Annotated in this window: 16 protein-coding genes, 1 tRNA gene and 1 pseudogene; 10 read left to right on the top strand and 8 right to left on the bottom strand. The window is 62.1% G+C overall.

The window, feature by feature from the left end; genetic code table 11:
* Positions 1-16: 16 nt before the first annotated feature.
* Positions 17-850, top strand: coding sequence for a 3-deoxy-8-phosphooctulonate synthase (gene kdsA / locus V5734_RS17190; protein ID WP_347313657.1), 834 nt, complete (start codon positions 17-19; stop codon positions 848-850).
* Positions 851-875: 25 nt separating this feature from the next.
* Here kdsA and V5734_RS17185 read toward each other — a convergent pair whose 3' ends face one another.
* Entirely contained in the window at positions 876-2,051 is a 1,176-nt protein-coding gene (locus V5734_RS17185) for an NAD(P)/FAD-dependent oxidoreductase (protein WP_347310832.1), read from the bottom strand.
* Between the two features lie 100 nt (positions 2,052-2,151).
* Here V5734_RS17185 and V5734_RS17180 point away from each other — a divergent pair.
* Positions 2,152-2,226: transfer RNA gene (locus tag V5734_RS17180), tRNA-Gln, on the top strand.
* Positions 2,227-2,398: 172 nt separating this feature from the next.
* Here V5734_RS17180 and V5734_RS17175 read toward each other — a convergent pair.
* The 4 genes and pseudogenes from V5734_RS17175 to V5734_RS17160 form a co-directional block, all read right to left on the bottom strand.
* A complete protein-coding gene (locus V5734_RS17175) occupies positions 2,399-4,039 on the bottom strand; it encodes a recombinase family protein (RefSeq protein WP_347310831.1) in 1,641 nt (546 codons plus the stop codon).
* Positions 4,036-4,446 (bottom strand): DUF2924 domain-containing protein, encoded by a 411-nt coding sequence (locus tag V5734_RS17170; protein ID WP_347310830.1) that lies wholly within the window; start codon positions 4,444-4,446, stop codon positions 4,036-4,038. Before V5734_RS17170 ends, V5734_RS17175 begins: the two co-directional genes overlap by 4 nt.
* Complete coding sequence (locus tag V5734_RS17165; RefSeq protein ID WP_347310829.1) at positions 4,436-4,750, bottom strand: DUF3489 domain-containing protein; 315 nt, start codon at positions 4,748-4,750, stop codon at positions 4,436-4,438. The genes V5734_RS17170 and V5734_RS17165 overlap by 11 nt, the downstream gene beginning before the upstream one ends.
* 212 nt (positions 4,751-4,962) lie before the next feature.
* Positions 4,963-5,294: pseudogene (locus tag V5734_RS17160) on the bottom strand (transposase); the annotation flags it as partial.
* 52 nt (positions 5,295-5,346) lie between these two features.
* On the opposite strand from V5734_RS17160, the gene V5734_RS17155 reads away from it, so the two are divergent.
* Positions 5,347-6,533 (top strand): IS3 family transposase gene (locus V5734_RS17155; RefSeq protein WP_432759638.1). Its coding sequence is split into 2 segments (ribosomal slippage): positions 5,347-5,602 and positions 5,602-6,533, totalling 1,188 coding nucleotides; the frame shifts between segments, so codons are not numbered across the junction.
* Positions 6,534-6,567: 34 nt separating this feature from the next.
* Here V5734_RS17155 and V5734_RS17150 read toward each other — a convergent pair.
* Together V5734_RS17150 and V5734_RS17145 are read right to left on the bottom strand one after the other, a co-directional pair.
* Positions 6,568-7,563, bottom strand: coding sequence for a GlxA family transcriptional regulator (locus V5734_RS17150; protein WP_347310827.1), 996 nt, complete (start codon positions 7,561-7,563; stop codon positions 6,568-6,570).
* Positions 7,564-7,716: 153 nt separating this feature from the next.
* Positions 7,717-8,907 carry an aminomethyltransferase family protein gene (locus tag V5734_RS17145; protein WP_347310826.1) on the bottom strand — a complete coding sequence of 397 codons (1,191 nt, stop codon included), beginning with the start codon at positions 8,905-8,907 and terminating at the stop codon, positions 7,717-7,719.
* A 242-nt stretch (positions 8,908-9,149) separates the two neighbouring features.
* Here V5734_RS17145 and V5734_RS17140 point away from each other — a divergent pair, with 242 nt between their 5' ends.
* Genes V5734_RS17140 through V5734_RS17130 form a run of 3 tightly spaced genes read left to right on the top strand, consistent with a single transcriptional unit; the run spans position 9,150 to position 11,694 of the window.
* Positions 9,150-9,338 (top strand): hypothetical protein, encoded by a 189-nt coding sequence (locus tag V5734_RS17140; protein ID WP_347310825.1) that lies wholly within the window; start codon positions 9,150-9,152, stop codon positions 9,336-9,338.
* Positions 9,335-10,741, top strand: a complete 1,407-nt coding sequence (locus tag V5734_RS17135; protein WP_347310824.1) for a cytosine permease — start codon at positions 9,335-9,337, stop codon at positions 10,739-10,741. Before V5734_RS17140 ends, V5734_RS17135 begins: the two co-directional genes overlap by 4 nt.
* 29 nt (positions 10,742-10,770) lie before the next feature.
* Positions 10,771-11,694, top strand: a complete 924-nt coding sequence (locus V5734_RS17130) for a helix-turn-helix domain-containing protein (RefSeq protein ID WP_347310823.1) — start codon at positions 10,771-10,773, stop codon at positions 11,692-11,694.
* A gap of 46 nt (positions 11,695-11,740) precedes the next feature.
* On the opposite strand, the gene V5734_RS17125 is transcribed toward V5734_RS17130, so the two are convergent.
* The gene (locus tag V5734_RS17125; RefSeq protein ID WP_347310822.1) at positions 11,741-12,697 is read right to left on the bottom strand and encodes a LysR family transcriptional regulator; all 957 of its coding nucleotides are present in this window, start codon (positions 12,695-12,697) and stop codon (positions 11,741-11,743) included.
* Between the two features lie 115 nt (positions 12,698-12,812).
* Between V5734_RS17125 and V5734_RS17120 the strand changes: the two genes are divergently transcribed.
* The 4 genes from V5734_RS17120 (at position 12,813) to V5734_RS17105 (ending at position 16,144) form a co-directional block, all read left to right on the top strand.
* Positions 12,813-13,673, top strand: a complete 861-nt coding sequence (locus V5734_RS17120) for a transporter substrate-binding domain-containing protein (RefSeq protein WP_347310821.1) — start codon at positions 12,813-12,815, stop codon at positions 13,671-13,673.
* 111 nt (positions 13,674-13,784) lie between these two features.
* Positions 13,785-14,438, top strand: a complete 654-nt coding sequence (locus V5734_RS17115; RefSeq protein WP_347310820.1) for an amino acid ABC transporter permease — start codon at positions 13,785-13,787, stop codon at positions 14,436-14,438.
* Positions 14,435-15,148 carry an amino acid ABC transporter permease gene (locus tag V5734_RS17110; RefSeq protein WP_347310819.1) on the top strand — a complete coding sequence of 238 codons (714 nt, stop codon included), beginning with the start codon at positions 14,435-14,437 and terminating at the stop codon, positions 15,146-15,148. Before V5734_RS17115 ends, V5734_RS17110 begins: the two co-directional genes overlap by 4 nt.
* A 42-nt stretch (positions 15,149-15,190) precedes the next feature.
* The gene (locus V5734_RS17105) at positions 15,191-16,144 is read left to right on the top strand and encodes an agmatinase (RefSeq protein WP_347310818.1); all 954 of its coding nucleotides are present in this window, start codon (positions 15,191-15,193) and stop codon (positions 16,142-16,144) included.
* The last annotated feature ends 35 nt before the right edge of the window (positions 16,145-16,179 follow it).

Here is a 16,179-nt window from a genome sequence, read left to right as displayed (position 1 = left end):
GCGGGACATGAGCGAGATGAAGGAAGTGGCCGTCGGCGGGCTGACCGTCGGCAACGACCGGGTGCTGACCGTGATCGCGGGGCCCTGCCAGCTTGAAAGCGCCGACCATGCCCAGATGATCGCCGGCCGCATGGCCGAGGCCTGCGCCGCCGCCGGTGCGCAGTACATTTTCAAGGCGAGCTACGACAAGGCCAATCGCACCTCGCTCATGGGCAGGCGCGGTATCGGCATCGACGCCGGGCTGAAGGTGCTCGCCGGGGTGCGCGAGGCGATCGGGCTTCCGGTGCTGACCGACACCCACGATGCCGAACAGGCGCGGATCGCGGGCGCCGTCGTCGACGTGATCCAGATCCCGGCCTTCCTCTGCCGCCAGACCGACCTTCTGATCGCGGCCGGGGAGACCGGCTGCGTCGTCAACGTCAAGAAGGGGCAGTTCCTCGCCCCTTGGGACATGCCGAACGTCGCCGAGAAGGTGGCGAGCACCGGCAATGAGCGCATCCTGCTGACCGAGCGCGGGGTCTCCTTCGGCTACAACACCCTCGTCGCCGACATGCGGTCGCTGCCGATCATGGCGAAGACCGGCTATCCGGTGATCATGGACGCCACCCATTCGGTGCAACAGCCGGGCGGGCAGGGGGGCTCCTCGGGTGGTCAGCGCGAATTCGCCCCGGCGATGGCGCGCGCCGCTGTCAGCCTTGGCATCGCCGGCGTCTTCATCGAAACCCATGAGGCGCCCGACACCGCGCCCTCGGACGGTCCGAACATGATCCCGCTCGACCAGATGCCGAAGCTTCTCGAAACGCTGATGGCGCTCGACCGTGTCGCGAAGGCCGATCCTTTGCGGGTGTGACGCGCGCTGATCGCGAGGTCCGGTGTCAGGCCACCTGTCCCGCCGCCCAGCCCGAGGACCAGGCCCACTGGAAGTTGTAGCCGCCAAGCCAGCCCGTCACGTCCACCGCCTCGCCGATGAAATAGAGCCCCGGCACCGACCGCGCCTCCATCGTCCGCGCGTCAAGGCCATCGGTATCGACACCGCCGAGGGTCACTTCCGCGGTCCGGTAGCCCTCCGACCCGACCGGCGTTACCGCCCAGCGGTGGACCGCGTTGTCGAGGCGGTCGAGGTCGGCATTCGACGTGTCGGCAAGGCGCCCCTTGAGGCCGAGCCCGTCGAGGATCATCCGCGCCACCTTCTCGGGGATGTGACGCGCCAGCGCCGTCTGGATCTCGACCCTCCCGGCCTCCGCCCGCGCCGCCTTCAGCGCGGCCCCCACGGACCGTCCCCGCGCCAGATCGACGGTCAACCGATCCCCCTCGCGCCAGTAGGAGCTGATCTGCAGGATCGACGGCCCGGACAGGCCGCGATGGGTGAACAGCAGCCCCTCGTCGAAGCCGGTCCTTCCGAGACTTACCCGCGCCTCGACCGAGATCCCGGCAAGAGGGCGGAGCCGGTCAAGCTCCTGTTCCGCGAAGGTCAGCGGCACCAGGGCCGGCCGGGTCTCTGTCACCGAGAGGCCGAATTGTTCCGCGATCCGGTAGGCCAGCCCCGTCGCCCCCATCTTGGGAATCGATTTGCCGCCCGTCGCGACGACAAGGCTCCCGGCCGCCAGCACCCCCTTGTCGGTGTCGACGACGAAGCCGGTGTCGCGGGCGACCGAACGGACCCCTTGCCCAAGCCGCAACTCCGCCCCGGCCTCCGCCATCTGCCGCGTCAGCATCGCCACGATCTGCGCCGCACTGCCGTCGCAGAAAAGCTGGCCGAGCGTCTTTTCATGCCAGCCAATGCCCTCCGCATCGACGCGCGCGATGAAATCCGCCGGCGTGAAACGGCGCAGGGCCGAGAGCGCGAAGCGCGGGTTCCGCGAAAGGAATCGCTCCGCCGGCGCTTCGAGATTGGTGAAATTGCAGCGGCCCCCGCCGGAGATCCGGATCTTCTCCCCCGGCCGGGCCGCATGATCCAGTAGAATGACACGCCGCCCCCGCCGCGCCGCCTCGATCGCGCACATCATTCCGGCGGCGCCGGCGCCAAGGATCAGAATGTCCGTCGTGTCCATAGGGCGCCGACCTAGACCGGAACCGGCTCCGATACAACTCGCCTCGCCGGCGGATTTTGTCTTGCAGCCCCCCTGCGGCTTCGGTATGAACCCGCGCAGTTGGGGCGTGGCCAAGTGGTAAGGCGTCGGTTTTTGGTACCGTGTACCGTAGGTTCGAATCCTACCGCCCCAGCCACACACTCCCGCAATTCCAGATCGGGCTAGGTACGGTGCGGATAGTGCGGTTGTTTCCGCGGGTTACGGCGGCGACGCGATTGCGCAGACCGGAACCGGGCCGCAGAAGGAGCCCAACACAGGCCAAAGTCTGCGCTCGGCGTTTTCACGGTACCAGGTTGCGTGGAGGAGGATCAGAGAGTCGCGAGAAGCGCGCGCTGGTCGGACCATTCGGACGGCAGGTCACGGGACTTGCACCAGGCCGAGGTAAAGCCGACGGGCTGTTTGCCGTCGAGCACGTCCCGGACGATGTCGGGTGCGAGAAAGGCCAGCCCGATCATGTCCTGAACTCGGCGCTTCGACGTGCCGGCCGCCGCCGCGATCTCATCGAACGACCGGCCCGTCTTGATGTCCTCGAACCAGACATGTGCCCGGGCGATGTTGCGGATCAGGGTGTCGTCGCAGCCTGTCGGAGCGTCAGCCAGAACGATCTTCGTCTCGACGCCGCGCTTGCGGTATTGGAAGGGATGGCCTGAGACGAGCCTGTCGGCATCAATGTGGTCGGGATCCGCAGCAAGCCGCTCCGCGATCGATCCTGCGCTGAGCTTCAGCATCAGTGTTCCCGGCACAATCTCGATCCGCTCCACGAAAGCCAAGAGTTCATCGGGAGTGGCATCTTCGATCATGCCTAATAGACCAGAAGATGCCTCGGCGATGACATCAGCCGCCGCACCGGCCAGCAGCGATGCAATAAAGCCCGGACGCGACAGCATCGAGCGAACCAGACCGGTGATCCGAGTCTCCAGCTCCTCTGCCGGCAGCCGCCAAGCACCGGGATGCGTCTCCCCGCTCCGGGCTGCCAGCCGGTTGGAGATGTAGTACCGAAGCCGGGTGCCGTTACGCGTCTTCGAATGTGATGGAGTAAGGCGATCGCCGGTCTCGTCGAAGAGTTTCCTGCAGAGCAGAGACCTGCGCTTCGCCGCGACCTTACCCCGCTGTCGCGCGGCTCCCTCCTGCAGTTGCTGCTGGGTCCGGTCCCACCGCTCTGGATCGATCAGCGCCGGGTGCTGGCCGTCATGCACCTTGTCGCGATGCCGGATGCGGCCGGCGTAGAGAGGGTTAGTCAGGATATGGTAGATGTGACCGCGACCAAAGTGATTGCCGCCGGTGATGGTGCCATCGCTAGCCTCACGTCTCCGGCTCCTGAGCCTCAGTCGTTCGGCCTCCTTCTTCACCTCCCGGATCGTGCCAAGGCGCTCGTAGAGATCGTAGAGCGTCCGGACCGTCTCTGCTTCCGGGGCGTTGATCTTCAAGGTGCGCCCGTCGGGATCGTAGCCCAGCGGAACGCTGCCCCCCATCCAGAGCCCCTTGCGCTTCGAGGCCGCGATCTTGTCGCGGATGCGTTCGGCGGTGACCTCCCGTTCGAATTGCGCAAACGACAGGAGCATGTTGAGCGTCAGCCGCCCCATGCTGGTTGCCGTATTGAAGGACTGGGTGACCGACACAAAGGAAGCTCCAGCCGCGTCCAGCACATCCACGATCTTCGCGAAGTCCGCGAGCGACCGGGTCAGCCGGTCGATCTTGTAGACGACGATCTGGTCGACCTTGCCCGCGCGGACGTCGTCAAGCAGGCGCTGTAGCGCCGGTCGGTCGAGGCTCCCGCCGGAGAGGCCGCCGTCATCATACTGATCTGAGAGCAGCAACCAGCCCTCGTGCTTCTGGCTGGCGATGTAGGCCGCGCAGGACTCGCGCTGGGCGTGCAGCGAGTTGAACTCCTGCTCGAGGCCGTCCTCGGAGCTCTTCCGCGTATAGATCGCGCAGCGGATCTTCTTCATGAGGAGTCTCTTGCCCGGTCAGCCAGCCCGAAGAACCGCGGCCCGGACCAGGTCGTCCCGGTGATGTGCTTCGCGATTGCCGAGAGTGATGTCCAGGTCCGTCCATCCATCCGAAAGCCGTCCTTCTGGACCTCCACTTGGTAGGTCCGGCCGTTCCACTCTCGGACGAGGTGCGCGCCGGGCCGCGCGATTCGGCGCGTGCTGTTGGAAACCGACTTGCCTTCGGCGATCCGGCGCAGGGACCGCCGCGTTGCGGTCGGCAGACCTCCGTGACGGCGGCACTGGTCTTCGTGTGCGAGCGCCTTCCGCATGAAGGCGACCGACAGGTAGGGCGGCGGAGAAGACCCGAAGGCCTCCTCCCAGTCCTCGATTACCCGCGCGCGATCCGGATCCGCCTTACCCGGCATGGGCGGGCTCCGGCGTCTTTGCTACCGGATCGGATGCCTTCGGCTTCGCCTCGATCCGGTAGCGCGTAGGCTTGTCCGGCTCCGTCCTCTCTGTCGTGACCTCGTAGCCGGCCTTCTTCAATCCGGTGATCGCCGCCCGCGTGGTATGCGGTTGCCAGCCGAGCTTGCTGCTGATCGCCCTGACATCCGCGCCGGCCTTCGCCGAGAGCAGCCGGATCAGCTGTGCCTTCTTGGTGTCCTTGGGCTTGCCACCGGTCGCCGGCGCGGCCCGCCGGGCGCGATCGGACTTCGCCTTCGTCGTCATCTTGGTCTCCGTTGCTTGTGCAGGAGAACCCTGCCCCTGCTATCAGGCAAAGCCCGGAGGTCCGGGCGGAGACCGACGCACGCGTCGTCGATGTGCCGACACTACCGCTCTGGTTCGACGGGAAGTCCAGTCGGAACTCTGTTCACTTGAGAATAGGTATACCTGTGAACCGCCCCGGGTTTGCCGGAGGCTGGTTACGATTAGTTACGCGGCCATTCGCCGTCGCCGAGGAACTTGATACCGGTGCTGTCCACCAGCAGGTTCAGCGGCCCGTCGGCGCGGCGATACGGGATTTGCACGGCCAAGGTCTTCTGACGGCGGCAGAGCGTGGAGTAATCCAGACCGGGCCAGCCCAGCCCCGCCCCGCCGAGCGCAAGAGGCTGGCAACCATCCCCGCGGTTTGCCGAAGCGGCAGCTTGAACAGCACCTTGATCGACAGACAGAATTGGATCGCTGCGTTCGAGAAGACCGGCGGGCGCCCCGGTCTCCACTCATGCGGCGTGACCCAGATTATCTCCGTGTCCAGCCAAATTGCTCTGACCCCCGATAACTCCTCCATCTGATGCTAGAGTCCGGCCCAAAGAGAGGACCGGACGGTGAAGCGATCGAAGTTTACGGAAGAGCAGGTCACCAGCATCCTGCGCGAGCACGAGGCGGGCGCGAAGACCGCGGACGTGTGCCGCAAGCACGCCATCAGCAGCGCGACATTCTACGCCTGGAAGGCCAAGTTTGGCGGCATGGATGTCTCCGATGCGAAGCGGCTCAGGGCGCTCGAGGACGAGAACGCCAAGCTGAAGCGGCCTCTGGCGGAGTCGATGCTGGATCAGGCGGCATTGAGGGATCTTCTCGGCCGAAAGTGGTGACGCCCGCCGCCAGGCGCGAGGCCGTCGCGATCCTCGTGGAGAGCCACGAGATGAGGGAGCGGCGGGCGTGTAACGTGATCGGGACGGACCGGTCTTCAGTCCGTTACCAGGGCCGCAGACCGGACGACGCGGCGCTGCGCGACCGCCTTCGGGCACTTGCCGGCGAGCGCCGCCGGTTCGGCTACCGGCGGCTGCATGTGCTGCTCAGACGGGAGGGGCTCGTCATGAACCGGAAGAAGGCCCAGCGGCTCTACCTCGAGGAGGGCCTGTCGGTGCGCAAAAGGCGGGGCCGCGAGAAGGCGACGGGCACACGGGCGCCGCTCCTGACGGTGGCGCGGCCGAACGCGCGCTGGTCCGTCGACTTCGTCCACGACCAGTTTGCCGACGGCCGGCGGTTCCGCATCCTCAACGTCATCGACGACGTAACGAAGGAATGCCTCGCCGCCGTGGTCGATACCTCGATCTCCGGGCGAAGGGTCGCGCGCGAGCTGACGGCGCTCATCGCCTGGCGCGGCAAGCCAGGCCTCATTGTCAGCGATCACGGCACCGAGTTCACCTCGAATGCCATGCTGGCCTGGACCGAGAAGGCCGGCGTGGCCTGGCACTTCATTGCCTCGGGCAAGCCGATGCAGAACGGCATCTGCGAGGCGTTCAACTCGAAGATGCGGGACGAGCTCTTGAACGAGACCCTATTCTTCGGACTGGGCCACGCCCGCTCCGCTGTCGCCCGATGGGTTGCCGACTACAATGTAGCCCGCCCCCACTCGAGCCTCGGATACCAAACGCCTGCGGCCTACGCCGCCCAACTCACCGCAATGGGCGATCAGCCCCGCACACATGACCTGCCGTGCTGCTCGCCCATTGCTCCACCGGCGCAACAGCGCCAAATTCAGCCACGGACTCCGGCTTCAACTGGGTGAGTGCCGGGGGTCAGAGCACCATCATCAAGGCCTTTCAAGCATGACCGCCAGATATTAATCGTTTGCGCAAATCTGATGGCGTCTCCCCATAGAGTCGCTTGAAGTTCTTTGCCAGAGTGCCAAAATTCGGATATCCCGCTGCAACCGTAATTTCACTTAGAGACATGTTGGTTTGCGAGATGAGCTCAAAAGCACGCTCCAACTTTAGCTTATTGTAGTACCTCATTGGTGAGGTGTTGAGGTATTTTTTAAATAGCCTTTCTAAATTTCGCGAAGAAGTATCGCACTGAGCAACGATCTGTGAAATCGTGTGGGGCTCTTCAATGTTATTCTCCATGATGTGCGCGGCAACTCTGAGCGTGTGCGGCGCGTGGCGAAGGTGGTGGGTCTGTGAGCCGGGCTGGTGGTGGGTGCCAATGCGCGCGGATGGCATCAGAAGATAATTCGCGACCGCGCAGGCTGCTTCCGGCGAGATAGTGGAGATCAAGCTGATCAGCAAATCCAGCGTAGCAAGTTCGCCTGCGCAGGTTGAGGTAAGTCCGTTCTCCACATATAGGGCGTTCTTGACCTTGACGTCCCTATGGTGCTCGGCGAACGCAGCCAAAGTTTTCCAGTGCGTGGTGCACTCGCCGCCGCTCAGAAAGCCGCTTTCGGCCATAAGCCATGCGACGCTGCCCAATCCATAGACCGCAACCCCGGACCGCCGCGCAAGGCGCATCAACAAGACGATAGATTTCTCGTTGACCAGCCTTTTCTCCGTGCTACCACAAAACAGGATCGCGCTGGGTGCATTCCCTTCAAGAATTCTATTGGAAAGAGACGAACAATCGGCATCGCATTCAACTACGACACCTCCTCTGGACCGCACCCGATGACTGTCCAGCCCAAACAGGACCAGATTGGTGCCGATCTCGGGGAAATCATTGGAAAGCAGTCTTAGTGGTTCAACGATCGCCCCGAAGCTCAGGGTCGAAAAATCCTCGAGCAGCACCACCGCAAATGTCAGATTGTTCCGGACGCGTTGTAGCATGGCCCCATCTACGTTTTTTTTAATAGCTGGTCCCCGCCGATGTAACCGGCCAAGCAGCGCCCATCAACCAATGGGCTCAGGAATGCGACCAGTGCGTAGCGGTGTTGTTGAAAGCACTGCGAGGCGCCGGAACGCCTCGCGGATTGTTTTGCCTCAGGCCGCGGAATGCACCTTTGGAATGCTGGCATCCAAACCTCGCGGAATCTTCTTCTCGACATCGTACATGGGGAGGGAAACGAGGTCTGCGGCGTGCAGCGCGCCGTCGGTACACCGGACTTGGATGTTCTTCTGCTGCGCGCGATCAGCATCTTTCAGGCGGACGATAGCGACGCCTTCCCCGAGGTAGGGGCTCCAGCCAGCCGCTGTTACACGGCCGATCGTCTCATCGCCGACCATCAGATCACCGTTGTTCAGCGGTTCGCCGCCCTTGCATCTGAGGCCGGAAAGAAGCGGACGCCTGTCGGCTTTTTCCAGCGCGTTTCGGCCGATGAAATCGGGTCCGTCAAGCTTGATGAAGGCACCGAGACCCGCTTGATACGGGTTCATCGTCTCGTCCATGTCCGAAACGTTGTTCAGGATGCCTGCCTCAATCCGACGCGCATCCAGCGAATCGAGGCCGATCACCTTCAAGTCGAACTCCTTTCCGGCTTCCAGCATGTCGTTCCACAGCTTCATGCCGTCGAATGCGCCAAGATCCGGGCGCGTATAGAACTCGAAGCCGATCTCGGCCGTATAGCCGGTGCGCGACACGATGACCGGCTGCCCGTTGACGGTGCCTTCGGCCACGCCGTAATAGCCGAACGGCTCTGGCATGCCGCCATCCAGGACCTTGGTGAGCATGTCAAGCGCGCGGGGACCCTGAACCTGAGTGACCCATGACTGCGGATCCCGGATTTCCACATCCATGCCCTCGGAATGGGCCTTGAACCACGAAAATACCGGGCCGTCTGCTTGAACATACCAGAACTTGTCCGCAGCGAGTCGCATCAGGATGCCGTCGCACAGGATGTTGCCGTCATGATAGAGCAGGAGCCCGTATCCGGCCCGACCAGGCTTGAGCTTCGAGACGTCGCGGGCGAACAGCTTGTTGCAGAACTTTTCGGCGTCCGGCCCGGCGATTTCAGTTGGGCGCTCGCCCGTGTCGAGCATCACAAGCCCTTGGCGCAGGGCCTTGTATCCGTCGTGGCGCTCGATGGCCTGCGATACCGGCATCAGCCTGCCGTTGTAAACGCAGAATTTGGCGCCATTCGCTCGGTGGTAGTCATGATACGGCGATCTGAAGATGCCATAGTCCCAGCCCGGCTCGTCAAAATCCGCGACCGCGATCCTCGTTGAAGTGCTCATAGGTTCCTCCTCTGTGCTGCGCAGGTGACTTGCCCCGTGCGTCGAAGCGCATGCGGGGGAATCGTGGCTGCATTGCAAGCTTTGCTGATCCAATGGTCATTGTAAAGTGCACTTTTCAAACAATATTTAACAAAAATAGCAATTATACACTTTATAGTGTGCATTAATCCGCATTATGTTTAGTATTGCAGCGTGAAGCCGCGGCCGCAGAAGCCAAACGCACACCATCCAAGGAGGAGAAAATGACTGAAGACATGACGCTCGCACGCCTCGGCACCAAGTTCGGTGCCGTCACACCCAATCAGGAGGACGAAATAGCCGCGCTGGCAGGGGCGCCCACCGGGGCGCCAATGGAGGCGCGACACTATCTCTTTCTGCTTCTCACCGGCATCGTATTGCCGATCCTCCTGCTGATCTGGGGGCGGCAATGAAACAGGCAACCATACGCGAGTCTGGCACGCACGATTTCGACAGCCTGCCGATTCCACTAGAGGATCGCAATTGGGGCGGCTGGGCGGCCGCTGCGGTGGCGGCAACCGCAGGCATCGCGTCCTGGTCCTTTGTCGTCGGCGGGTTCACGTCATACTATGTGGGCGCGCGCGAAGGCACTGCCACCATGATTGCCGGTGCCCTGATCGGTCAGTTGCTGGTGACCATTTCACAGGTCCCCGCGGTCACCAAATTCGGAATTGAGACCCTCGGTTCCACCAAGCCCCAACTCGGTGTGAAGGGTTCGATCCTCGCACTTCTGGTTCAATACGCGACCCTGATTGGCTGGAATCTCGTACTCACCATCTTTCTCGGCCGTGCCGTTGCATCTGTCCTGGTTGCCGAGGGATTGATCGGGGAGGCCAGTTCGGGCACCGCAGCCATCATCTCATCGCTGATCGGGACATTGCTCATCTGGCTGATGCTGCAAAAGGGAAGCGATGGGGTGAGGTCTGTCGGCGTCGTTGTGGCCTGTTGCATCATGGGTCTCGGGGCCTGGATGTACTGGCTTCTGTTCCAGCACTTTTCGCTGGAGGACATTCTCGCCGCAGCGCCCATCGCGCCCAATGAAGGCGGGCAGCTCACAAATTACACGACGGCTTTCGAGCTGTTAATCGTGTCGACTCTGGGCTGGTGGGCATATATGGGCGCCATGTTCCGCATGCTGAACAGCGCAGGAAAGGGCACCGTTCCGTCGATGGCGAGCCTCGGGTTCGGCTGGGCGGCGGCGGGTCTTATCGGTCTTTATTCCGGGCTGGTTGCAGGTGAGGCCGATCCCACGGTCTGGATCCTGAAAGTCGCGGGTCCGGCGGCAGGCGTATTCGTGCTGATCTTCGTCGCGCTCGCCAATCTCGGGTCCACGCTTGTCGGTGCCCATGCCGCTGCCCTCGGGGTCGGGCAGTTCTCGCCGATAACCCAACGACTGTCCTGGAACGCCAAAGTCGCGACGGCCTTGGTGCCGATGTCCGTCGTGATCGTTCTTTTCCCGGGTGCCTTCTACGACAACGTCGGAACTTTCATGGCCTTCATCGGTATCGTGATCGCACCAATGATTGGGGTTCAGATCGTTGACTGGTATTTCCTGCGCCGTCTGAATTCCCTGCACGTTCCGTCGTTGTACTGGCACGACACGCGGTCGCGATACTGGTACACAGCGGGCTTCAACCTCGTTGGGATCTTGGCGTTGCTGGGCGGCTCTCTGGTCTACATCGCTCTGTTGGACCCGGTGACCTTTGTGCCGAATAGTTGGCTGTTCCAGTATACAGGCGCAACCCTTCCCGCGGCGTTTTCGGGCGGTCTTATATACTGGATAGGAAGCACTATATTCAGTAAAAGGTCAGGCTAGGCCGGTCGTCGAGTTTAGGAGTGACAAGGATGAGTTCGCAGACCGACGACGCCCGGTTGATCGAATTCGGCAAGCAGGTCCGGCAGCGCCGCGAGGCGCTCCGGATTTCGGTGCGCAAGCTTGCGAACGCCGCAGGGATATCTGCGAGCTATGTCACGGCGATCGAGAACGGCCGCAATCCGGCCACCGGCCGACCGCCGGAACCGTCCATCGGCGTGGTCGAGAGGTTGTCGAGCGCGCTTGAGATGTCCAACTCGGTCTTCGCTGTCGACGTAGGAGAAGGCACGGCGTACTGCGAGCACAATCACACTTTGCTGTACCGTCTGGATGACGGGCGCAGGGATCTGCGCGAGGTTCTGGGCGAAGCCTTTCGGCAGAACGTCCAACAGTGGATTTGCATCTGCGATCCCAGGGACCCCCACGACAGCGACGAAACGCTCATCGCCTGGCACTGGCGCTTCGGCGACCATCCGTATCCTGACAACTACCTTGTCCCCGAACGGATCGGCGATGCGCTGGAGGCCGAACTGACCAGGGCTGCCGCGAGAGTTACGGCGGAAAGTTACGGTCTGGTGATCGCGGATTGCTCGGCGGTTATGCGTTGGATGATCAATCCTGACGCGGAAGTCGATTACGAAGATCACTGGCTGGAGCGCTCGACCGACATCTGTCGCCGTCTGCTCGGGCGGCCACCTGTCACGAATGTCTGCGTCTATTCACATCGCGATCTTGAGGCCTTGTCCCGACAGATCGACGTTCTGGATACGGTCCTTCGGCTCTTGGCAGCGCATTCCGACATCCTGGCGATCGAACGGTCGGGCACCATCCTGACCGGGACCGAGGCCGTGTTGGCAGTGCTGGCGGAATGCCGCCCGGGAGGCGTAAGTGGCAGCGCTTGGCGCAGCATGTCGCACGCCGCCGCGCGATCCTACGGCCGGATGCAGTATCGCTAAACTGCTAGGATGATCTGGCGAGAATGAATATGCACCGGCACGGACTCTAGCTCTGGAGCGTCTTCCGGATCGTATCGTTCGTTTGGTCGGCGATGACGCTGCGCAATATTCGGAGGAAAAGATTGGTACGCCGGCTGCGGTCGGCGCGCCGAAGCGTACAAGCGTAGAAGGGCACTTCGCATTCACCCCCTTCGATCGCCAGACGCCGAAAGGATGCACTGTCTCTTTGCGCGGCCACGGCATGAACCGGCAGAAAGCCAACGTAAAGCCCCGACAGCACGAGCGATGAGATCACGTCAATGTCGTTCGACGAGGTCTCGGCGACCAAGCCTAGCGCTTGGGCCCGAAGATCGGTCGGAGAGCTGTGCGTCCGTGACACATAGACCGTGCCCTCCAGCGCATCCCGCCCGAAAATCGCCCTAGGGCTGGTAAAAAGGGTGTGGCCCGGCGCGCAGTAAAGCCCGGCCTCTTCGCGAAAGATCGGCGCAAAGACAAGATGCTCCGGCTGTTCGCCCGTCCCGAGAATACCCAAGTGTATCTGCCTAGTTTCAATCTGCCGCATAATCTCACTCGGAGTCAGTACCTTGCAGTCGACGATAAGATTAGGGGCGCTTTCCCGCATCGAGCGCAGTATTTCGGGAAAGCGCAGTTCCTGGGCGGAGAGCAGATGGTTGACGAGGCCGATTCGTAGGGTTCCTGAAAGTCCCTCGCGCAAGCCCTCGAGCCGCTCGTCACAGGTTTGCAGGGTCTCGGCTAGCAGGCAGGCAACATCATAAGTGGTCCGCCCCTGCGTGGTGAGCGCGAAGCCACCCGGACCCCGGCTGCAAAGTTCAAGTCCAAGCCGTATCTCAAGATCCTTGATGTGGCGGCTTACCGTCGAGAGATCGACACCCAGGAAATCGGCTGCGGAAGATAGACCGCCACTTTCCACGACAACTTTGAAAACGCCCAGACGCTGAATGTCGGCGCCGCGTAGTCGCTGAAACCCAGGCTTGCTCTCCATGCATGCGTGTTTATACAACCAAGCTTGGCACCTCCACACTGTTTTGTCTTCTCATGACGGCTATTTTCTCTAGCTGTCAAAGCGGGCTGATGGCCCGATCGGGAGGAGACTACAGATGGAAAGACGCAACTTCTTCAATTCGGTCAGTTCGGGCGCGCTGTTCCTCGTATTCGCGGCTACCTCGGCTTTTGCACCGATAGCCGCCCGCGCCGCCGACAAAGTCGAGGCGATCAGGCAGGCCGGAGTGGTGACCGTTGGTACCGAAGCGGCATACGAACCATTCGAGTTCATAGAGGATGGCAAGATCACCGGCTACAGCAAACAGATTCTCGACGCGGTAGTTGCCGATCTGGGCGTGGACCTCAATCAACTCGACCTGCCTTGGCAGGGCATTCTTCCGGGCGTTTTGGCGAAGAAGTTCGACTTCGTCGCCACATCGGTTTCGATCAACGCCGAGCGTGCCCAGAAATATGCATACACGCGACCGATCGGATCGGTCCAGACGATCGTGCTCGTTCGGTCCGACAATGACGATATCCACAGTGCGGCTGATCTGGCCGGGAAGGTCGTCGCGACCCAGTTGGCTTCGGCGGAACAGCCCGTGGTCGAGGCCTATAACGTGGAGCTCAAGAGTGAGACCGGCACCGGATTCGCCGATCTCAAGCTCTTCCAGGCGTTTCCGGAGACCTATGTCGCCGTCGGCTCCGGTCAGGTCGATGCTGCCCTGATCGGCTCGAACGGCGCAGCGGCGCTGATGCGCAAGCAGCCGGACAAGTTCAAGATTGTTGGAGAGGTCGGCGAGCCCCGGTATCTGGCCTGGGTGACGCATCCGGACGATACCGACCTGCGCGACTACCTCAACGACGTCATTGGCGAACTTGCGGACAGCGGAAAGCTGACTGAGTGGCAGCAGGAATGGTTCGGCTTCACTATGGATCTGCCGTCCGAAGGCTACCTGCCCGAAGGCGCGCTGTGACCCGCAGGACGTGAGACACGTCTAGGTCGCAGCAAACCGAATGCATGCAGCCGGATCAGCCGCCGCATTAACGCGGCTGGTCTCCGGGCGTCCGATCAGGGGTTGATACCGATGTTTATGGATACGATCGTCCAATTGCCAATCTTCCTCAAGGGATTGCTGGTAACCATCGGCGTGTCGGTTCCGGGCTTTCTGCTCGGGCTGCTCGTCGGGCTCATGCTTCTGCTGATGGCGCGCGCGCCCTTCGCGCTGCTACGCTGGTTTGCCGCCACCTATGTCAGCTTCATCCGCGGCACCCCGCTTCTGGTGCAGATATTCTTCGTCTATTACGCGCTGCCGGGGCTGACCGGCGTGAACATACCAGCCTTCGTCGCGGGCTTCCTCAGCCTGAGCTTCAATAGCGGCGCCTTCGTTACGGAAATCTTCCGCGGCGGCCTAAGCAGCCTGCCACAGGGCCAATGGGAAGCCGCCGATGCCCTCGGGCTTAGCCGCTCGACGACCTGGCGGCGGGTGATCCTGCCCCAACTCTTCATCCGGGTGCTGCCGCCGCTGACCAATGAATTTACGATGCTGGTCAAGGCGTCGCCGCTTCTTTCGGTCATCACCGTGGTTGAGCTGACCCGCTCGGCGCAACTCGTGATGCTGCAAACCTACATGCCCGTCGAGGCGTATCTCGTGGCGGCCGCGCTCTACTTCGTGGTCCTAACATCGATGAGCCATGTGACGCGGCGGGTGGAATCCTGGTCGGAAAGGTCCCGCGCATGAACTTCGACGTTTCCATCATTGTAGAGAGCCTGCCGCTTCTGGCCCTGGGCTTCGGCTACACACTCCTGATCTGTGGCATCGCGCTTCCGGCGGGCTTCGCGATCGGGACGCTCTGCGCGCTGGCGCGGCTGTCAGGCAATCGCTGGCTCAAATGGATCGTGGTGGGCTACATCGAGCTAATCCGGAACACGCCGTTCTTGATCCAGGTCTATCTCGTGTTCTTCGTGCTGCCTGAGATCGGCATCCGGCTCGAGGGTACCATCGTCGGGATCATCAGTCTCGCCTTCTATTGCGGCGCCTATTTCGCCGAGAACGTGCGCGGCGCGATCCAAACTATCCCGCGCGGGCAGACGGAAGCGGCGGAGGCGCTCGGCATTACCTACTGGACGATCCAGCGCAAGGTAATCTTTCCTCAGATGCTGAGCTACCTGATTCCGACGACGTCGAACCTCACAATCTCGCTGATCAAGGACTCCGCAATCCTCTCCGTCATTACGGTGCCGGAACTGACCTATCAGGCACAGGTGATCATCGGCCGTACCTTCGCTCCCATGGAAGGCTTCACGGCGATCGCGCTCATCTACTGGGGGCTGAACTCGCTTGTCGCCCTCGGGCTGAAAAGATGGGAACGGCATGCCTCCCGCTATCTGAACGCTCGTACCTTGGGCGCCGGCAATACCACACGAAATGCACCATGCGTTGGCGCTTGAGCGACGCAGGCCCGCACTCCGAACCTTTTGAAAGGACGACCAATGCCAGACACGCTGATCGCGCCCCCGAAACGGGAATTCCAGAGTTTTCACGACTTTCCCATCGTGACTGATCTGAACGCCCTTGAAGCCGACATCGCCATTCTGGGCATCCCCTACGGTGATCCCTATTCGATGGCCGAGGTCAGCAACGACCAGTCAACCGCGCCAACCCACATCCGCCGTTACTGCGAGCGAGCGCTGCGCGGCCTTGATCGCTATGATTTCGACATTGGCGGCACGATGCTTGACGGGCGCGACATCAAGGTTGTGGATTGCGGCGACGTGATCGGCGAAGCAAAGGACATCTCGGGCAACCACGGACGTTCCGAAGAGGTCGTGCGCAAGATCCTCGATGCCGGCGCGATGCCGATCATTCTCGGCGGCGACCACGCAATCCCAATTCCGGTGTTGCGGGCGTTCGAAGGCCGCGGCCCGATCACGCTCATCCAGATCGACGCCCATGTCGACTGGCGCGACCGGTTCCACGGTGTTGATTTCGGGTTGTCCAGCGTGATCCGCCGTGCAGCCGAATTGCAACATGTCGGCGAAATCTGGCAGATCGGCCTGCGCGCAGCGGGAAGTGGCAGGCCAGAGGAAGTGCAGGCGGCACGCGACTACGGCGCACATCTGGTGCCCGACATCGAGTTGCAGGAGGTCGGTATGAAGGCAATTCTCGACCGCATTCCAGACGGTGGGAACTTTTACCTTACGATCGACGCCGATGGTGTCGACCCGACGATCATGCCTGCCGTTGCCGGACCCGCGCCCGGCGGTGTCAACTACGCCCAGATGCGGACCCTCATCAACGGGCTGGCGCGAAAGGGCCGGGTTGTCGGCATGGATATCGTCGAGATCACGCCGAAGAAGGACGTGAACGGCATCACCGCGATCACGGCGGGGCGTTTCGTCTGCATGATGATCGGCGCGGCGGTCCGGGCAGGTTATTTCGACTGACCCCACCGATATCGGCATTGGAGGAGGAGAGGGGA

The organism is Defluviimonas sp. SAOS-178_SWC (genome assembly GCF_039830135.1).
Classification (GTDB): Bacteria; Pseudomonadota; Alphaproteobacteria; order Rhodobacterales; family Rhodobacteraceae; genus Albidovulum.
This window is presented reverse-complemented; position numbering and strand designations above follow the sequence as displayed.